General features: G+C 39.6%; 22 protein-coding genes. All 22 read right to left on the bottom strand.

Annotated features, from left to right (window positions below; translation table 11 throughout):
* Positions 1-780, bottom strand: a complete 780-nt coding sequence (gene fliR, locus ACFO3P_RS21335) for a flagellar biosynthetic protein FliR (RefSeq protein ID WP_212928510.1) — start codon at positions 778-780, stop codon at positions 1-3.
* A 5-nt stretch (positions 781-785) separates the two neighbouring features.
* Entirely contained in the window at positions 786-1055 is a 270-nt protein-coding gene (gene fliQ, locus ACFO3P_RS21330; protein WP_042535012.1) for a flagellar biosynthesis protein FliQ, read from the bottom strand.
* Positions 1056-1101: 46 nt separating this feature from the next.
* A complete protein-coding gene (fliP, locus tag ACFO3P_RS21325) occupies positions 1102-1767 on the bottom strand; it encodes a flagellar type III secretion system pore protein FliP (protein WP_042535014.1) in 666 nt (221 codons plus the stop codon).
* Positions 1760-2431, bottom strand: coding sequence for a flagellar biosynthetic protein FliO (gene fliO / locus ACFO3P_RS21320; protein WP_052485095.1), 672 nt, complete (start codon positions 2429-2431; stop codon positions 1760-1762). Before fliO ends, fliP begins: the two co-directional genes overlap by 8 nt.
* A gap of 33 nt (positions 2432-2464) precedes the next feature.
* Positions 2465-2827 (bottom strand): response regulator, encoded by a 363-nt coding sequence (locus ACFO3P_RS21315; RefSeq protein WP_042535016.1) that lies wholly within the window; start codon positions 2825-2827, stop codon positions 2465-2467.
* A gap of 37 nt (positions 2828-2864) precedes the next feature.
* Positions 2865-4082 (bottom strand): flagellar motor switch phosphatase FliY, encoded by a 1218-nt coding sequence (gene fliY / locus ACFO3P_RS21310; protein ID WP_042535019.1) that lies wholly within the window; start codon positions 4080-4082, stop codon positions 2865-2867.
* Entirely contained in the window at positions 4072-5064 is a 993-nt protein-coding gene (gene fliM, locus ACFO3P_RS21305) for a flagellar motor switch protein FliM (RefSeq protein WP_042535021.1), read from the bottom strand. The genes fliY and fliM overlap by 11 nt, the downstream gene beginning before the upstream one ends.
* A gap of 31 nt (positions 5065-5095) precedes the next feature.
* Entirely contained in the window at positions 5096-5515 is a 420-nt protein-coding gene (gene fliL / locus ACFO3P_RS21300) for a flagellar basal body-associated protein FliL (RefSeq protein ID WP_193064966.1), read from the bottom strand.
* Positions 5508-5726: a flagellar FlbD family protein gene (locus ACFO3P_RS21295; RefSeq protein WP_040980122.1), complete on the bottom strand. Its 219-nt coding sequence runs from the start codon at positions 5724-5726 to the stop codon at positions 5508-5510. Before ACFO3P_RS21295 ends, fliL begins: the two co-directional genes overlap by 8 nt.
* 54 nt (positions 5727-5780) lie before the next feature.
* Positions 5781-6578 (bottom strand): flagellar basal body rod protein FlgG, encoded by a 798-nt coding sequence (flgG, locus tag ACFO3P_RS21290; RefSeq protein WP_042535024.1) that lies wholly within the window; start codon positions 6576-6578, stop codon positions 5781-5783.
* An 81-nt stretch (positions 6579-6659) separates the two neighbouring features.
* On the bottom strand, positions 6660-7025 hold the full coding sequence (locus ACFO3P_RS21285) for a TIGR02530 family flagellar biosynthesis protein (RefSeq protein ID WP_042535026.1): 366 nt from the start codon (positions 7023-7025) through the stop codon (positions 6660-6662).
* Positions 7025-7537, bottom strand: coding sequence for a flagellar hook assembly protein FlgD (gene flgD, locus ACFO3P_RS21280; protein ID WP_319022576.1), 513 nt, complete (start codon positions 7535-7537; stop codon positions 7025-7027). Before flgD ends, ACFO3P_RS21285 begins: the two co-directional genes overlap by 1 nt.
* 45 nt (positions 7538-7582) lie before the next feature.
* Positions 7583-9397, bottom strand: coding sequence for a flagellar hook-length control protein FliK (locus ACFO3P_RS21275; protein WP_289584598.1), 1815 nt, complete (start codon positions 9395-9397; stop codon positions 7583-7585).
* A gap of 40 nt (positions 9398-9437) precedes the next feature.
* The gene (locus ACFO3P_RS21270; protein ID WP_193064964.1) at positions 9438-10085 is read right to left on the bottom strand and encodes a magnesium transporter MgtE N-terminal domain-containing protein; all 648 of its coding nucleotides are present in this window, start codon (positions 10083-10085) and stop codon (positions 9438-9440) included.
* Between the two features lie 5 nt (positions 10086-10090).
* Positions 10091-10537: a flagellar export protein FliJ gene (fliJ, locus tag ACFO3P_RS21265; protein WP_042535030.1), complete on the bottom strand. Its 447-nt coding sequence runs from the start codon at positions 10535-10537 to the stop codon at positions 10091-10093.
* 14 nt (positions 10538-10551) lie between these two features.
* Complete coding sequence (gene fliI / locus ACFO3P_RS21260; protein WP_289584565.1) at positions 10552-11862, bottom strand: flagellar protein export ATPase FliI; 1311 nt, start codon at positions 11860-11862, stop codon at positions 10552-10554.
* Positions 11859-12596, bottom strand: coding sequence for a flagellar assembly protein FliH (gene fliH / locus ACFO3P_RS21255; protein WP_042535032.1), 738 nt, complete (start codon positions 12594-12596; stop codon positions 11859-11861). Before fliH ends, fliI begins: the two co-directional genes overlap by 4 nt.
* Positions 12589-13599 (bottom strand): flagellar motor switch protein FliG, encoded by a 1011-nt coding sequence (gene fliG, locus ACFO3P_RS21250; protein WP_042535034.1) that lies wholly within the window; start codon positions 13597-13599, stop codon positions 12589-12591. The genes fliH and fliG overlap by 8 nt, the downstream gene beginning before the upstream one ends.
* 12 nt (positions 13600-13611) lie before the next feature.
* On the bottom strand, positions 13612-15231 hold the full coding sequence (gene fliF / locus ACFO3P_RS21245) for a flagellar basal-body MS-ring/collar protein FliF (protein ID WP_289584564.1): 1620 nt from the start codon (positions 15229-15231) through the stop codon (positions 13612-13614).
* A gap of 227 nt (positions 15232-15458) precedes the next feature.
* Positions 15459-15761: a flagellar hook-basal body complex protein FliE gene (gene fliE / locus ACFO3P_RS21240; protein WP_042535038.1), complete on the bottom strand. Its 303-nt coding sequence runs from the start codon at positions 15759-15761 to the stop codon at positions 15459-15461.
* 23 nt (positions 15762-15784) lie between these two features.
* On the bottom strand, positions 15785-16237 hold the full coding sequence (gene flgC, locus ACFO3P_RS21235) for a flagellar basal body rod protein FlgC (protein WP_042535039.1): 453 nt from the start codon (positions 16235-16237) through the stop codon (positions 15785-15787).
* A gap of 2 nt (positions 16238-16239) precedes the next feature.
* A complete protein-coding gene (flgB, locus tag ACFO3P_RS21230) occupies positions 16240-16632 on the bottom strand; it encodes a flagellar basal body rod protein FlgB (protein WP_289584563.1) in 393 nt (130 codons plus the stop codon).
* Positions 16633-16686 lie beyond the last annotated feature (54 nt).

Genomic DNA, 16686 nt, shown 5'->3' with positions numbered 1-16686 from the left:
TTAAACACCTCCAAATAAAGCCATTAACTGCTCCATTACACGGAACATTGCTTCAAAAACAGATTGCAGCAAGCCGATGTAAAGTGCTAGAAATACAAGAATTGCTACAAAGCTGACAAGGATTTTTAATGGCAGCCCAACGACAAACACATTCATCTGCGGTACTGTCCGAGCCACAATCCCTAAGGCAACATCCACTAAAAACAAACAGCCTACAATGGGTACTGCGATTTGGAAAGCAATCAGAAACATTGTGTTAAACGTTGTCAGCACAAGTTCAACAATGCTTTCCTCTCCAAATGGAATAAATTGATCTAAAGGGATATATGTGAAACTGTTCATCATCCCATTCAAAATCATATGATGGCCATCTACGGATAATAGAAATAGCAGAGCAATAATATAGAAATACTGGCCTGTCAACGGACTTTGCGCCCCAGTTTGCGGATCTATCACATTGGCAATCGCAAATCCCATTTGAAAATCAACAAATCCCCCGGCAACCTGAATAGCTGAAACAAGAATAAAAGCAATCAATCCGATACAAATTCCAATGAGAGCTTCCTTAAACAGCAGGAATAAATATAAATCATTCAGCGCAACATTACTGATATCTACCGTAGGAATTAAAATGAGTGTCAGAAAAAAACTGATTCCTATTTTAAATTGAACAGGAACAGACCGATAAGAGAATAGAGGCATAATGACAAAGAAAGCCATAATCCGGACAAATATTAACATGAACGCAGGAACAAGGTTCCAATTTATCATTTCAATCATCAGATCTACCCTATGTATTGGTTAATATTCATATATAGACTGGAAGTAAATTCAACAATGGTTGTTAACATCCAAGGTCCAAAAAATACGAGACCAAGTAGTACCGCCAAAATTTTTGGAATAAATGCAAGTGTCTGTTCTTGAATTTGTGTTGTTGCCTGAAAAATACTTACAAGTAAACCTACGGCCAAAGCCAGCAGCAATACAGGAACCGTTATTAATAAAATTGTAAAGATTCCCCGTTCAGCCAGGGTTAATACTAATTCACTACTCATTAATTATACTCCTTCCACTTCCAATACCACTTTCAATACGGTTCTACTAGAAACCACCGAGCAGTGACTGCGTAATCAAATACCACCCATCAACCAACACAAATAATAATATTTTAAATGGCAATGAAATCATTACCGGCGGCAGCATCATCATCCCCATGGACATTAAGATACTTGCGACAGCCATATCAATAATTAAAAATGGAATAAAAATCATAAAGCCCATCTGAAATGCCGTCTTTAATTCACTGATTGCAAATGCAGGGACTAAAGTGGTTAACGGAATATCCTGTACCGTTTCCGGCGGTTCTGCCTCTGTATAACTCAAGAATAATTGCAAATCCTTCTGCCTTGTATGCTGCGCCATAAATTCTTTTAACGGAACACTTGCATTTTCATATGCTTCATCCAACGTTATCTCCTCTTCAAAAAGCGGAGATAATCCTTGTTCATAGACTTCCGAAAAGGTAGGAGCCATGATAAAGAACGTCATAAACAAAGCAATACCGATGAGTACCTGATTTGGGGGCATCTGCTGCGTAGCTAATGATGTACGTACAAAGGATAAAACAATAATAATCCGTGTAAAGCTCGTCATTAAAATTAAAATTCCCGGAGCTAAGGAAAAAATCGTTAATAATAACAGGAGCCTCACAGAGGTGGCTATATTCGTCGGGTCAGAGCTAGAAAAGATATCTATAAAATCATTCATTTGAATCGTCCTTATGCTTATTAATTAGATTCTGGCGATTTTTACGAATCGATTTCAGCTCTCTGGTAAGTAATTGATCAAAAGACTTGCCAGACGCTTTCTTCCCATTGTCATTTTTTTCTCTTGAAAAGAATGATAATGGATCTGAACCCTTCTCTGCTGACTGATCAAGTAACTGTTCTATTGTTTCTGGATCATCGATTTCCTCTAAAAGCTCCACATTATCTCCAACGCCAATAAGATAATATTTGTTTCCTGCACGGATAATTTGAACAGATTTATTTGCTCCGACAGATACTCCGCCTACATTTCTTAAGAGACCCGGCTGCTGATTAAACCCGTTTCTCTTTCCTAAAAACTTTAATACGACATAAACTAAACCTAATACGAGTGCCAGACCAATAACCAGACGCACAATCTGCCAGCCCATGGATGAATTAGAAGCTTCGTCCTCCACTAAAAATTCATTGTTATTGTCTATGATTGTATCTTCATCGTTTACATCCGGCTGTTCATTATTTAAATTTACTTCTTCTTCATTACACTCCTCTTCATTTTCGAGGCAGTCTAACACATTTGCTTCTGCGCCTACGCTGATTGGGAGCAGCAGAAATAATAGAATCCCTGCCCCCAACGCATATATACGCCATAATTGCTTCTTCAATCTCGTCAACTCACTTTTTAAATTGAAGTCTATTTAGCCGAGTGCTTTTTGAATTGCTTCAATGACACGATCTGCTTGGAATGGTTTAACAATAAAGTCTTTTGCTCCGGCCTGGATAGCATCAATAACCATTGCCTGCTGTCCCATAGCTGAACACATAATGACTTTTGCATTTGAATTAACCTGAAGAATTTCTTTTAATGCTGCTAATCCATCTTTTTCCGGCATCGTAATATCCATTGTTACTAAATCAGGCTGAAGTTCCTTATATTTTTCAACAGCTTCGTTGCCGTCCTGTGCTTCTCCAACCACTTCAAAATCATTCTTTGTTAAAATATCCTTGATCATCATTCTCATAAAAGCTGCATCATCTACTATTAAAATCTTTTGGCCCATTTTTTCTCTCTCCTTCAATATACCTAATTATGCATATTTATTTTCTTAAATGCTGGATTCTATCATGCTGACTGACGATATCTGTTACACGAACCCCAAAGTTTTCGTCAATAACTACGACTTCTCCTTCAGCAACTAATTTTTCATTTACCAGAATATCTACAGGTTCTCCCGCCAGTTTATCTAATTCAATAATAGAGCCGGCTCCCAGTTCTAATATTTCCTTGATAGACTGCTTTGTCCTGCCCAATTCCACAGTGACTCTTAATGGAATATCCATTAACATATCTAAATTCCGCTGCCCTTGATAATTGAGCGGAGCCTGCTCGAATTCAGAAAATGCTGCTTCCTGGACATCCGCTTCCTGGGAGCTTGGTCTTCCTAAAATCTCATCATTTTTTTGATTCGTAGTTCCTGTATTTCCAGCAGGCCTGACAGGTTGTTCTTGTTCAGCCTGTTTCTCTTCAGTTACCGGCGCAGCAGCAACTGCTGAATGCGTATTTACACTTGCTGCAGTCTGACTTACTGCTGTTTCTGGTTCCTCTTTGACAGAAGGCTCTTCTTTAGCTTCAGGAGCCGGATTCATTAATTGGTGTACTAATTCTTTAGCAAAATCCAACGGAACCAGCTGTACCATATTGGAATCTATTAAATCTCCAACCATTAACTTGAAAAATACTTTAACGTACACTTCGTCTTTAAATAAACCTTCTTTTTTTTGATTTTCCAGTCCATGAATAATCTCAGGCGGTGAAATATCTATTTTCTTATTAAATACAGTAGACATGCTGGTAGCAGCTGCTCCCATCATCTGATTCATGGCTTCTTGAACGGCACTTAGGTGCATTTCGTTCAGTTCTTTATCCGGGTTTGTCCCGTCTCCGCCAAGCATGATATCTGCGATTACTGCCGCATCCTCTGATTTAATGAAAAACACATTATTGCCAGTAAAGCCTTCTATGTAATTAACTTGAACACTCACAGGTTTAAATGTAACTTCTTCTTCTAATTGATCCTTGCCAATCACCGTGACAGCCGGTGTAGTAATTTCTACCTTCTGGTTTAACAGTGTAGACAGTGTAGTAGCAGAGCTTCCAAAGGAAATATTACCGATTTCCCCCAAAGCATCCTTTTCGATACTTGTTAAAAATGCTTCGTCTGCCGTCTGCTCCTGCTGGTCATCCTCCTGTTCATCTGCAGGCACCTTAAGCAGGGCATCTATTTCTTCTTGTGACAGCTTGCCGTCATTCATCATTTTCCATCACCCCATTCAGTTCCTCTAATACTTGGACAGACATTTTATGCCGATACTTTCCCGGCTGTACAAGAAACTTAAATTCATCATTTACAGCCATTTTTAATGGTGCATCAATTGCTTGATCCAACGCAATCACATCGCCGACAGAGAACTTCAAAAATTCATCAATATTGATGGATGCTTCCCCCAGAACAGTTTTTACTTCTACATCGGTATTTTGAAGATACTTCGACATTCTTTGCAGACTTTTTTCATCTTTGTTTTTATTCGTCTGCATCCAATAGCTTGCAGAAAGCTTTGGTATAATCGGCTCCAAGATAATATGCGGAATACATATATTAATCATCCCGGATACCTCTCCAATCATAGCGGTTAACGAAACAACTACCACCGTTTCTGTGGGTGCAACGATTTGCATAAATTGGGGATTCTCCTCGAATTCTTCTAAAATGGGTTCGATATCTGCAACAGATGACCAAGCTTCCTTTAAGCTGACTTCTGCTTTCTCAAATAATTGTGTGAGCAAAATCTTTTCAATTTCTGTCAAACTGCTTGTTTTCGAACCAGTAGAACCTTTTCCTCCAAGTAATCGTTCCAATAATGCAAATGCTACATTGGGATTGATTTCCATGATTAAATTGCCATCTAATGGCTCCAAACTATAAATATTAAGTACGGTCGGCTTCGGTACAGAGCGTATAAATTCCTCATAAGGCACTTGATCGACAGAGGTAACATTAATATTCACGTATGTCCTGAGCTGTGTAGCAAAAAAAGTTGTCAGCAACCTTGCATAATTCTCATGCAGTCTTGAAATGCTGCGTATCTGGTCTTTTGAAAAACGTAACGCTCTCTTAAAATCATAAACACGAATGCGTTTTTCATCTTCTTCTTTTTTCAATTCTTCCGCATCCATTTCTCCTGATGTTATCGCTGAAAGCAAGGCATCAATTTCATTTTGCGATAATACCTCATCCATAAACTTTGGTCACCTCCTGACATGATAGAATCTATTGAAGTATTTTCTTAATGGTATATACTTCGGTAACCGTTCCTTCTGTCATCATTTCATTTAAATCTGTTTTCAATGTATCCTCGAGCTCGTCCAGACCTGTTTGAAAATCATCCACTTCCATAACGGCCAATTCTTTAATTAATAAATTCGTAATTTGAAAGCCCCGTTTTTCTAATTCTTCCACTGCTTTATTATCATCTGTAATAACTTGAAATTGAACCTGGACATATCGGTCGTCCTTAATATCTGTAGTCACCTCTGGCGTTTCATAAGAATGGCTTACCATCTCATCAATCGATTGCTCTCCAGAAGTTTCTTCCGGCTCATTAACATAGATAACGATAATAAGCGTTGCTACAACGCCAACAAGTAATGTAATAATAGATGTCATAGCTATTTTTACTATTTTACTCATTCTTTTCACCTGCCTTTAACGGGAGTGCGGGAAACCCAATCTGGTGATAAAAGGCTGTTACCTTTTCAATAATTTCTTCTTCGCTTTCTTTGACAAACACCTTTTTTCCGTTTAATAGAGAAATGCTTGTATCGGCATATGCCTGTACCTGCTCAATCATGATAGCATTCAGAACAAAAGGTTCATTATTTAATCGGGTTAATCGAATCATACGTTATCGGGACTAACCTGATGTCCATTCAGGTCAGTCCCCTTCCCCCTTTGCTTATCGTTTTAGATTAACAAGCTCTTGTAAAATTTCATCAGACGTTGTAATTATTCTCGTGTTTGCCTGGAATGAACGCTGTGCTGTAATCATTTCTGTGAACTCTTCGGATAAGTCAACGTTGGACATTTCCAATGCACCGCTGATTATTTCACCAGTTCCATTTGCTCCCGGACCTTCTAGACCTGTACCAACTAGTCCAGCATTATTTGTAGCGGCGTACAAGCTGCCACCAACTTTTTCCAATCCAGCTGGGTTGGAAAACTTCGCTAATGCGATTCGTCCTACTTCTTCTGTATTCTCATTAGCATCCGTATAGGTGACCGTTCCATCCGGCTGCACACTGAAACTCTCGGCATTTTCCGGAATGGTAAGATTTCCTCCTCCTTCAGCCTGTAAATAATATCCGTTTGCATTAACGATATTCCCGCCAGCGTCTAAGTAAAAGTTGCCTGCGCGGGTATAGTAATTTGTATCACCCTCCTGTACGACAAACATCCCATCTCCTTGGATCGCAAAATCTAATGGATTATTCGTTGTTTGTCTGGAACCTGGAGTATGAGTATTTGAAATGGCACCTTCCTGTGAACCAAGACCAACTTGAGATGCATTAATCCCGCCACGTCCATTTCCCGGTCCTTGTGCTGCTGAGGTTGTCTGACTCAGCATATCCTGAAAATTAATATTCGATTTCTTATAGCCTGATGTATTCACGTTTGCAATATTATTACCGATAACATCTAATTTTGTTTGTGAATTTTTCATTCCTGAAATACCTGCGTACATTGAACGTAACATGATTATTTCCCCTTTTTATTTTCATTTGACCGCTTCTGTCATTCCGCGGCAATAGGCTTCCCATAAAGGGTCCGGCCTTTTTTACAATAAAATTGTTCCATCAATATTGGTAAATACTTTTTTATCTGCTTCTGATTGGTTTAGCGCTGTAATCACTGTATTATTTTTGACACTGACTACCATTGCATTGCCATCAATTACGACCAATGCATCTTTTACACCTTTTTGTTTTGCTTCTTTTACTTTCTCTTGAATAGACTGCCATTCTTGATTGCTAAGCTGGATATTCCGCTCTTGCATCCGTTCTGCGGCATGCTTACTGATTGTCAGCTCTTGCTGGTTTTGAAGAATATCTCTAAAGGAAATTGCTCCTTTTTTCGGTGCCGCTTTTTGTATATGCTGTTCCTGTGATATAGGTGGTACGATTGGTTGGATGGGGCGAACCATTATTCTTCTCCCTCCTCATTTTCCGAAGGGTCTGTCACCTCATTTTCTGATTCATTATCAGTTTCTTCTCCGGATGCTCCTACTTCAATAACGGTATCAGCATAGATTTTTTGGCCATTTTCTAAATGAAAAACAGCCCATCCATCCTGTTGAGATACAGAAATAATTTTGCCTGATTCCACACCTGTTTCTCTTCCGGTCTCTTTATCAAAGGTTCTATAATTTACCGTTTCTCCAATCATATGGCTATATTGAATAGCCGGAGATACGAGCTGATTATTTACTAAGAGTTCCATCGAATTAGACATATTCGTCATTTGCTCCAGGGAAGAAAATGATGCCATTTGCGCTATAAATTCTGATTCATCCATCGTATTCATCGGATTCTGGTTTTGCATTTGGGCAATCAATAATTTTAAGAATTCGTCTTTTCCCAGTTCAGAAGAAGGCTCTCTTGTTTTTGGCTGATTACTTAAGTATAAAGATGGATCTATAGAAGTGATCGTTGTCACCGCCTTTCAAATTCCGGCTACGTTTTTGTGCAGCTGTGGTTATTATTAAACTTGCTCCTCTATATTTTGCGATAGCAGTTTCTCCATAAATGATTCAAAGGATTCTGTTTCAGAAGACGAATCCTGTTCATTGGAGTCAGAAGCTGTTTCCTGGTGCTCTGAATGCTGCTCACTTTGATTTTCTTTCGCATTTTTCGATGCATCTGTCTGCGAAGCATTCACATTATCCTGCCTCTCAACCGATACCTGATGCGGTGAAAACACATTTCTCAGCTGGTGCAGATTCGATTCCAATACTTCCTTCACCGCTTTAGAAGAAACAAGCATCTGTACTGTCAACTCTCCATTTGTCTGTATAAAACGTATCGTCATATCACCTAGGTTCTCCGGTCTCAATTGGATGGAGATGGGATTTTGTCCCCGCACAAAATTTTGCAGGCGCTGACTTTGTACAATTGTTTCAATTTTCTCGATCAGCTCTTTACCTGATAGGCCTTTTGATGAATCTGTCTGCCCCATCTGAACAATAAATTGTTCTATCTTGGAGATAGGAAGACTATCCTGCTTAAAAACAGCCGGCGATGCATCTTGGAATGACGTTTGCAGCCAGGCTGCCATTTTCGGCTCGATCCGAGGAACAACTTCAGCTTCCGCTTTTACTGGCTGGTGGTAACCTGTTTCATTAGCTGTCTGCCTGACTAATTGGACATCGTTATTCTGCTTGATAACTCCAGGAGATACTTCTTTAAAAATGGATTGCAGCCACCCTGCAATTCTAGCCTCCACACGCTGTAATCCTTCTGCATCTAGTCCGGTTTTATCGGTCTGTTCGACCACCGCAGAATTTGCTTTACGGTTGTTTAGCATTTGTTCTTCTGGCAAGTTGGCGGCCAGCAATTGATGTGCAATTTGATTTACTATCTGACTAGAAACGGAGGAATCTGCTATTTGGAGCTGCTGGCTTATACCTTGGATGAATTGTTGTATTCTGGCTTGCTGCTCTGCTTGTTCAGCCTCAACCCAACTGCCTTTCATCTGCTCTTCAGTCATTAAACCGGCTTCAATCAATAAATCATCTATCTTTTTTTCTATTTGCTCCGCTGTTTCCCCATCGGCTCTCAGCATAAATTCATTAAAATCTTGCAAAGCCTTGATTACTTCCACATTTTCAAAGTCGTCAGCATCATTTATTTCTTCTTCCCGCAAGCCAGCTTCAAGCATTTGATACGCCATTTGATGTACAGTCTGTTCAAAAATGGAGGAATCAGCATGTTGCATTTGCTGGTAAATACCGTCCAGCACTTCCTGTTTATCTATATCAGGATTTTCTTTAAAAAACTGCTCCCAATCCTGCAGCAATTGCGCTAATAAGCTGGATGTATCATGTATATCTGCAGTTTGTTCTATTCCTTGCAGCTGCTTGGTTATTTCGTTATAAATGTCTATCGCAGGCTGTAAATCTGCCATTGAGGATATTTCTGGGTGCTCCGCAAGCGCTGAAGATAGATATTGGCTAAGCAGATTCTCTATCTGTAATCTTTGCTGATCACCATTTTTTTCTAAAGAACTCTCTTGCTGAGTTACTGCATTTTCCATTAACAAAGCAACGATTTCTTCCTGCAAAACATCATTATCTTTCAAAATAGCAAGTACTTCATCAGGAAGTGATTCTCCTACCTGTTCAAACACATCTGCTAACTGCTGCTTCTGATTTTGCTGAAGCGGGGTTTTTATATCCCCCCTGGCAGGTAGTGACCCTGATTGCTGTAATAATAAATCACCAAAACGGGAGCCTTGCTGTGTTCTTGACTTGATACTCGCCTGATTGGAAAACATAAGATCAGCTATATTCAGCCTCATCGCATTCACTTTTTCACCTCCTTTCAAGTTTCTTATATTGTTACTCCATTAACATTTGCGTATAGGTCGTCGCCGCTTCCACATTCATTTGCTGTAATATATCACCGCGGTCCCCAGTAGACATTTCTTCTAAAATAGTTACGGCTAAATCAGCTTCCAGGTTTTCTAGAATAGCAGCTGCTTCCTTACTCTTCATACCTTCCAATGTTCTTGTCATCGAACTTTTTTCTGAAACGGCACCAGCCTCAGCTTGCGCCTGCTCCCCGCCTTGCTGCTCATCGCTTTGTTCTGTATCCTCGTTATTTTCGTTTTCTTCCTGTTCTTCTTCCAAACTGCTAATCTCGCTTTCTAAATCAGCAATTGTTTCTTCAAGCTCTTGGATTTGTTCATCTTTATTATTGATGATTTCATTTCTGCTTTCCAATTGATTTTGCAATGCCTGTAAATCATTCAATTCACTTATTTCTTCATTTGATTCGTCTGTGAACATTTCTCCGACAACCGGAATGGATTGACTTCGTTCCTTCAGCCAATCTAATGTATTAAATCCGGCAATATGTAAAACAAAGACGACAATAACAGCCAGGATAAAAAGTGGCATAGCTATTAAAAACAGCTTCATAAAGATACCTGGAGACTTCTTAACTTCCGGTTCCGTTTCACTTTGTTTTTTATTTTTATTTTTCATTATTTTCACCTTTGATTTTGTCTCAGATATTGTTGCATGGACATTTCATCCATAAACGCAGCTTCCTGCTTTTTTAATACGGCTTTAGCTTCCTCTTTTTTTAAATCAATCATCTTATCGTATTTTTTATACTCAATATAAGCTTCCGATAATTTCGTTTGCTTAGAATTCATGTCATTTCTTGCTCTCTGTACTAGCAGCTGCACCGTTTGAATTTGATTGGTCAATTTTTCTATATAAGCAGACTGTTCTTTTATTTTTTCAATAGATGTAGATGCTTGAATCGCATTTTCAAAGGTACTTTCTGCCATTTCTTTTTTCTTCAATAAGCTGTATAATTCTCTGGCAATTTTCTCAAATGTTTCTTGGGATTCCGCATAAGCCCGCTGAGCTACTTGCTTCTCATTATCATGCAAATCCCGTATTTTAGCTAAACTGGATATCTTAGCCATTTAAAACAACTCCTTTATTGAACCAGGTTTTTCATCATCTGTACGGTTTCTTCAAAACTAACTTGTTCATAGACCCCTTGTTTTAAAAAAGAAACAATATTTGGATATGATGCCACAGCTAAGTCCACTTCAGGGTTTGTTCCTTTTTTATATGCGCCGATAGAGATTAATTCGTTATTTTCTTCGTAGACAGCGAGAAGCGTCCTTAATTTTGTAGCAATTTGCTGATGCTCATCTGTTGTAATCACATTCATGACCCTACTGATTGACTTCATCACATTGATTGCAGGATACTGGCCTCTTTCTGCGATTTTCCGATCCAGAACAATATGGCCATCCAATATTCCTCTTACTGCATCAGCAATTGGCTCGTTCATATCATCGCCGTCAACGAGCACGGTATAAAAACCCGTAATCGAACCATTTTCATCTGTCCCAGCCCGCTCTAAAAGCTTGGGTAAGATTGAGAACACACTCGGAGTATACCCCTTTGTCGTTGGCGGCTCTCCAACAGCCAAACCAATTTCCCTTTGTGCCATTGCAACACGGGTGACAGAATCCATCATTAAATTCACATTAAATCCCTGTTCTCTGAAGTATTCACTGATTGCCGTTGCTGAATATGCCCCGCGAATCCGCATAAGTGCAGGCTGATCAGAGGTTGCTGCAACAATAATGGATTTTTTCAGTCCTTCTTCTCCTAAATCATGCTCAATAAATTCCCGGACCTCTCTTCCTCGTTCACCGATAAGAGCAATAATGTTCACATCCGCATTGCTATTCCTTGCAATCATTCCCAGCAATGTACTTTTTCCTACTCCGCTCCCGGCAAACAAACCGACACGCTGTCCTATACCCATTGATAAAAAACCATCAATTGCCCGGACGCCAACCTGTAGCGGCTGCCTGATTGTCGGCCTGGAAAGAGGATTCGGCGGCTTTCTCTCCGTCTGATATCCTGTTAAGCCTTTAGGCAGTGCTTCGCCGTCTAAAAGTGGTTTTCCCAACGGATCCAGCACATGTCCTATCAAGCTCCGGCCAACTTTTACGTTTAATGGATTTCCAGTAGCTTCTACTAAACAGCCTGAACCCACTTCGTTTACTTCCCGATAAGGCATTAAAATGATTTTTTCATTTTGAAACCCTACCACTTCTGCTAAAATAGGCTCTCCCTTATCAGAGCTCGTATGAATGTAACAAACCTCGCCGATGTTTGCTGCAGGTCCTTCCGATTCAATCATCAAACCTACAACACGAATCACTTTCCCATACCGTTTATATGGAATGGTCTTCTCTATGACTGAAATCAAGGCCTCTTTATTCATTCGGCATCCTCCATGACATAATCCATTAATGCTTCCCGGATTTTTTCAAGCTGTGTATTCACACTTGTTTCTATCTGACCGTGCGGGTATTGGATAATACAGTCTGTCGGCTGAATGTTCATATCAGCGTGGATAGAAAGTTTCGTTTCATCCCCGATTATGCGCTGCAGTTCTTCCTGATAGGAATGAACCTCCTCATAATAATCCGGGTGGATAACAATGCTAATAATTGGCTGAGATTTCACTTCATCAAGTGCATCCTTTATTAATGTTCTAATATAATCCGGCTGCTCCTTCAGCTCATTATGTAAAACTTTATTCGCTGTCGCCATGGCTATTTCTACAATACTTTCTGATTGCTTTTCCAATGTTTGATGATAGTCCTCTTTCGCTATATCAACGATATGATTTGCCTCCTGCAGTTTGTATTCAAACTGTGTATAAGCTTCTTGTTTTCCATCCTCATAACCCTTGTGGAATCCTTGTTTCCGGGCAAGCTCTATTAGCTCTTGCTTTTCTGTTTCCCATTTTTTCCGTGCTTCCTCTATCTGGTTATCCGCTTCTTCTACCCGCTTTTTCTGCTTTTCTTCAATGGAAGCTAATTCCTGTTTTTGGCAGGAAATCGCCTCCGTTAATTGCTGGTGTACTTCTTTTGCGTCATCTTGAGGTGCATTGGCTCGTGTAACAATAGACTCAATTGGTTTAATCGATATTTGTTTTTTTACATCAGACAATAATATCGTCTCCTCCGCCTCGTGCCACAACAATTTCTCCTTTTTCTTCCAGCCCGCGTATCACATTGACAATTCTTGTTTGTGCCTCTTCCACATCTTTTAGACGCACCGGCCCCATAAATTCCATTTCCTCTTTAAAGGTGGTCACCATCCGTTCAGACATATTTTGGAACACAATGTCCTTCACTTCATTGCTTGCTACTTTGAGAGATAATCGCAGGTCATCATTGTCAACTTCTCTGATAACACGCTGAATCGCCCGGTTATCCAATGTAACAATATCTTCAAATACAAACATTCTTTTCTTGATCTCTTCCGCCAAATCCGGGTCCTGTGACTCCAGAGCTTCTAATATCGTTCTTTCTGTAGAACGATCGACTCCATTCAGTACTTCTACCACCGTTTGGATACCGCCCGTCTGTGTATAATCTTCTGTCATGGATGAAGATATATTTTTCTCCAGCACCTGCTCTATTTGACTGATAATCTCTGGAGAGGTGGAGTCCATCGTAGCAATTCTGCTGGCCACCTCCGCCTGTACATTTTTGGGCAGTGCAGAAAGGATTTGACCGCTCTGTTCCGCATCCAGATAAGAGAGGATCAGTGCAATAGTTTGCGGATGCTCTCCCTGAATATAATTCAAAACCTGCTGCGGGTCTGCTTTTCTCGCAAAATCAAACGGTCTCACCTGCAAGGAAGAAGTCAGGCGATTAATAATACTGGATGCCTCCTGCTTCCCGAATGCTTTTTCCAACACCGTTTTAGCATATCCAATCCCTCCCTGAGAGATATAGTCTTGTGCCACAGCAATTTGATGGAACTGATTTAATATATCTTCTTTTAAATTAGAATCTACCTTTTTAACAGAGGAAATATCTAAGCTCAGCTTTTCAATTTCTTCCTCTGATAGATACTTATACACTTGTGCTGATACATCCGGACCTAATGAGATTAAAAGAATGGCTGCTTTTTGTCTGCCTGTCAGTGTATTTTTTCTTGCCATAAATAAAACCTCCTAATCCTCATTCATCCAGCTGCGTAATAATTTCGCAAATTCTTCTGGTTTTTCGTTTGCAATTTTCTCCAATTGTTTTCTCCTGATAACTTCTTCTGTATCTTCTCTAGGAAGTTCAGGAATAATTGGTTCTTCATTATCTGCTACAGAAGCTAACGGCTGCTCTTCCTCAATTTCCTCTTCCAGCCATTCTTCCTCTGTACGGTTCCTTCTGAGCATAAAGAGTAAAATAATGATGACAATTAGTAAAATTCCGCCAACAATATAAAGCCATATAGGGATTCCTGCTCCTGACGGTTCTTCCTGCTCCCCGACTGAAGTGCTGAATTCCTGAAACACAATCGAGGTATTCGGTTCAGCTTCTTCCTCCATATCCTGTAAATCTCCGTCAACCGATGTTTCTATGATGGAATTCAAAATGGATTCCACACCTTCTTCCACATCTGTCTGTTCCTGCTGGTTTAAAAATTCTATTTCTCCATCTTCTCCTTGTCTTGTGCTGTTAACTGCCACCTGTATGCCAAGGTCTCTGATTTGATAAGGGCTTTCCACTATCTCACGGCGGATACGGTTAAATTCATAATTGATTGTTTCTCTATCTAATTCATAGTCCCCGTCATTGTCCCCTTCTTCAGCAGGAAAGTTCGCAACATCTTCTTCCCCGGCTCCTGCAACGCCATCCGGGGCTCCTTGACCAGTGTAAGATTCTTGAATCGTCTCCAGACTGACCGGTATTCCTTCCATTGCTTCAAGATCAACAGGCTCCACTAATTCTTCTGTACGGTTTTCTTGTGAAAAATCAATATCTGCCGTAACGGAAACAACAATATTTTCATTTCCTACCATTGTTCCGAGCATTTGCTGCAGCCTGCGCTGAATATCACGTTCTACATCTTTTTTAATGGTTTGCTGATTTGAGTATGTATCCTGACCGCCGGCTAATTGCGTTTCCTGGTCATAATATTCAAAGTACTGATTCATAATAATAATATCTTCTGCATCTAAATTAGGGATTGCCTTTGACACCAGATGATATAGACCGTCTACTTGATTTCCCTCAAATTGATATCCCGGCTGTGTATGTAACATAATAGCAACACTGGCTTCTCCTGTTGCTTCATCGGCAAACACAGGCTGTTCAGGCGTGTTTATCATGACATTTGCATCTTGTATACCTTCAATTCCTGAAATTAAATTCCCGAGCTCTGTTTGCATCGCATCTAGTTTCATGACACTGAATTCATTCTCCGTAATACCCCATGAGGCATTTTCACTAAAAAAAGAATAATCTATACTCCCGCTGTTTGGAAGCCCCATAGAAGCAAATTCTAATAATAACGAATCAACCTGCTCCTCAGGCACCAGAATGGTAGTTCCGCCATTTTCAAGCTCATATGGCACTGTTCTGGTATCTAACTCCGTTGTAATTTGGCCGGCTTCCTGCATGGACAAATTATTATACAAAGGAACATAGTTTGAATTGGAACTAAAAAAAGTTACCGCAGCAATTAACAAAACGATTAATACTGCTCCGCCGATCATCGTCCCTTTTTGCCCCTTCGATCTGGATTTCCAAAAAGTAAAAGTGGATTCTCTCCATTTTTGTAATTTCTCTTTCATATACACTACCCTCACTAAATTCAAAACTATTCTCTGTACACTTAAGATTGTTCAAAAAGTCCAATTAAAATAACTTATCATAAAAACTTTCTATGTTAAGAGCAGCTGCATCATGTAATTCCTGCATTGGAATATTTTTCGGATATAATGCATCACCCTATCCAAGCCGTAAGCTGATTCTTTGTTTGTACTTTTTTGAACAAACATTTTCAGCTTAATTATTATCATTATACCTGCATCCGCATAATCTCATTGTAGGCATCGATTACTTTACTCTGTACTTGGACACCTGTTTCCAGTGTGACGCTTGCTTTTTGAGCAGTTATCATCACATCATGCAGATTCTCCACACTGCCATTTGCTAATCCATTCGTTTTATTATCAGATTCTAATTGAATATGATTTAAATCCTCTATAGCATTTTTTAACATGGAAGAGAAATTACTTTGTGCTTGACTTGGAGTTAACCGCGAAGATTGCCCTTCTTCAACCGGGTTTACTGGAGGGAGATAAGTTCCAATCGTATTCATTTTGTTCTACCACCTTTACCTATTTATTGTCCAATTTCTAATGTTTTCATAAGCATTCCCTTACTCGCATTAAAAGCAGTTACATTTGCTTCATAGGAGCGGGAAGCACTCATTAAATCAACCATTTCTTTTAACGGGTCTACATTGGGCATTTCTACATAGCCGTCTTCATTTGCATCGGGGTGCTCCGGATTATATACAAGTTCAAACGGTGTCTGATCCTCTACTATTCCAGTTGCACGCACACCGCCGCCAGAGGCATTATTTCCTTCTGCATGCTTTAACATCTGCTTAAAGGAAGGCTGCCCTGTGCCAAATGTTGCCATTTTCCGGCGATACGGTTCAAACTCTCCATCAGCATTTTGGGTTGCTCTGGTTGTCTGTGCATTTGCCAAGTTAGAGGACACCAGATCCATACGTAATCTCTGTGAGGTCAAACCGCTTGCGCTGGCATCCATTGATTGAAAGATAGACAATTTTAATTACCTCCTCGAATGACAGATTGTAAGCTGCTGAATTTTCCATTCATACGATCGATAAGGCTATTGTAATAAATTTGATTTTTAGCCAGTTCTGACATTTCTCTATCAATATCGACATTATTCCCATTGTGATTATATGTAGTTAACGCGTCCTTCACAATACGGTACGGACGGTTCTCTTCTTCACCAAAGTTCAAATGACGTTCATTGGTTGTTCTAGCTTGAAGTCCAGACATCTCATTTTCTAAAGCGGATTTAAAACTTACTTTATCAGCTTTATAATTTGGTGTATCAGCATTTGAAATATTATTAGAAATAACATTATTTTTTGCAGAAGCGTACTGTATCGAATTTTCTAAGTTACCAATCGTGCCGCTAAATATATCCATTTTATTCTTTACACCTCTTTTTTTTCATAAACACCCATAAATTACATTGTTTAT

The sequence above is a fragment of the Oceanobacillus aidingensis genome (genome assembly GCF_042654105.1).
Taxonomy (GTDB): Bacteria; Bacillota; Bacilli; order Bacillales; family Amphibacillaceae; genus Oceanobacillus; species Oceanobacillus oncorhynchi.
This window is presented reverse-complemented; position numbering and strand designations above follow the sequence as displayed.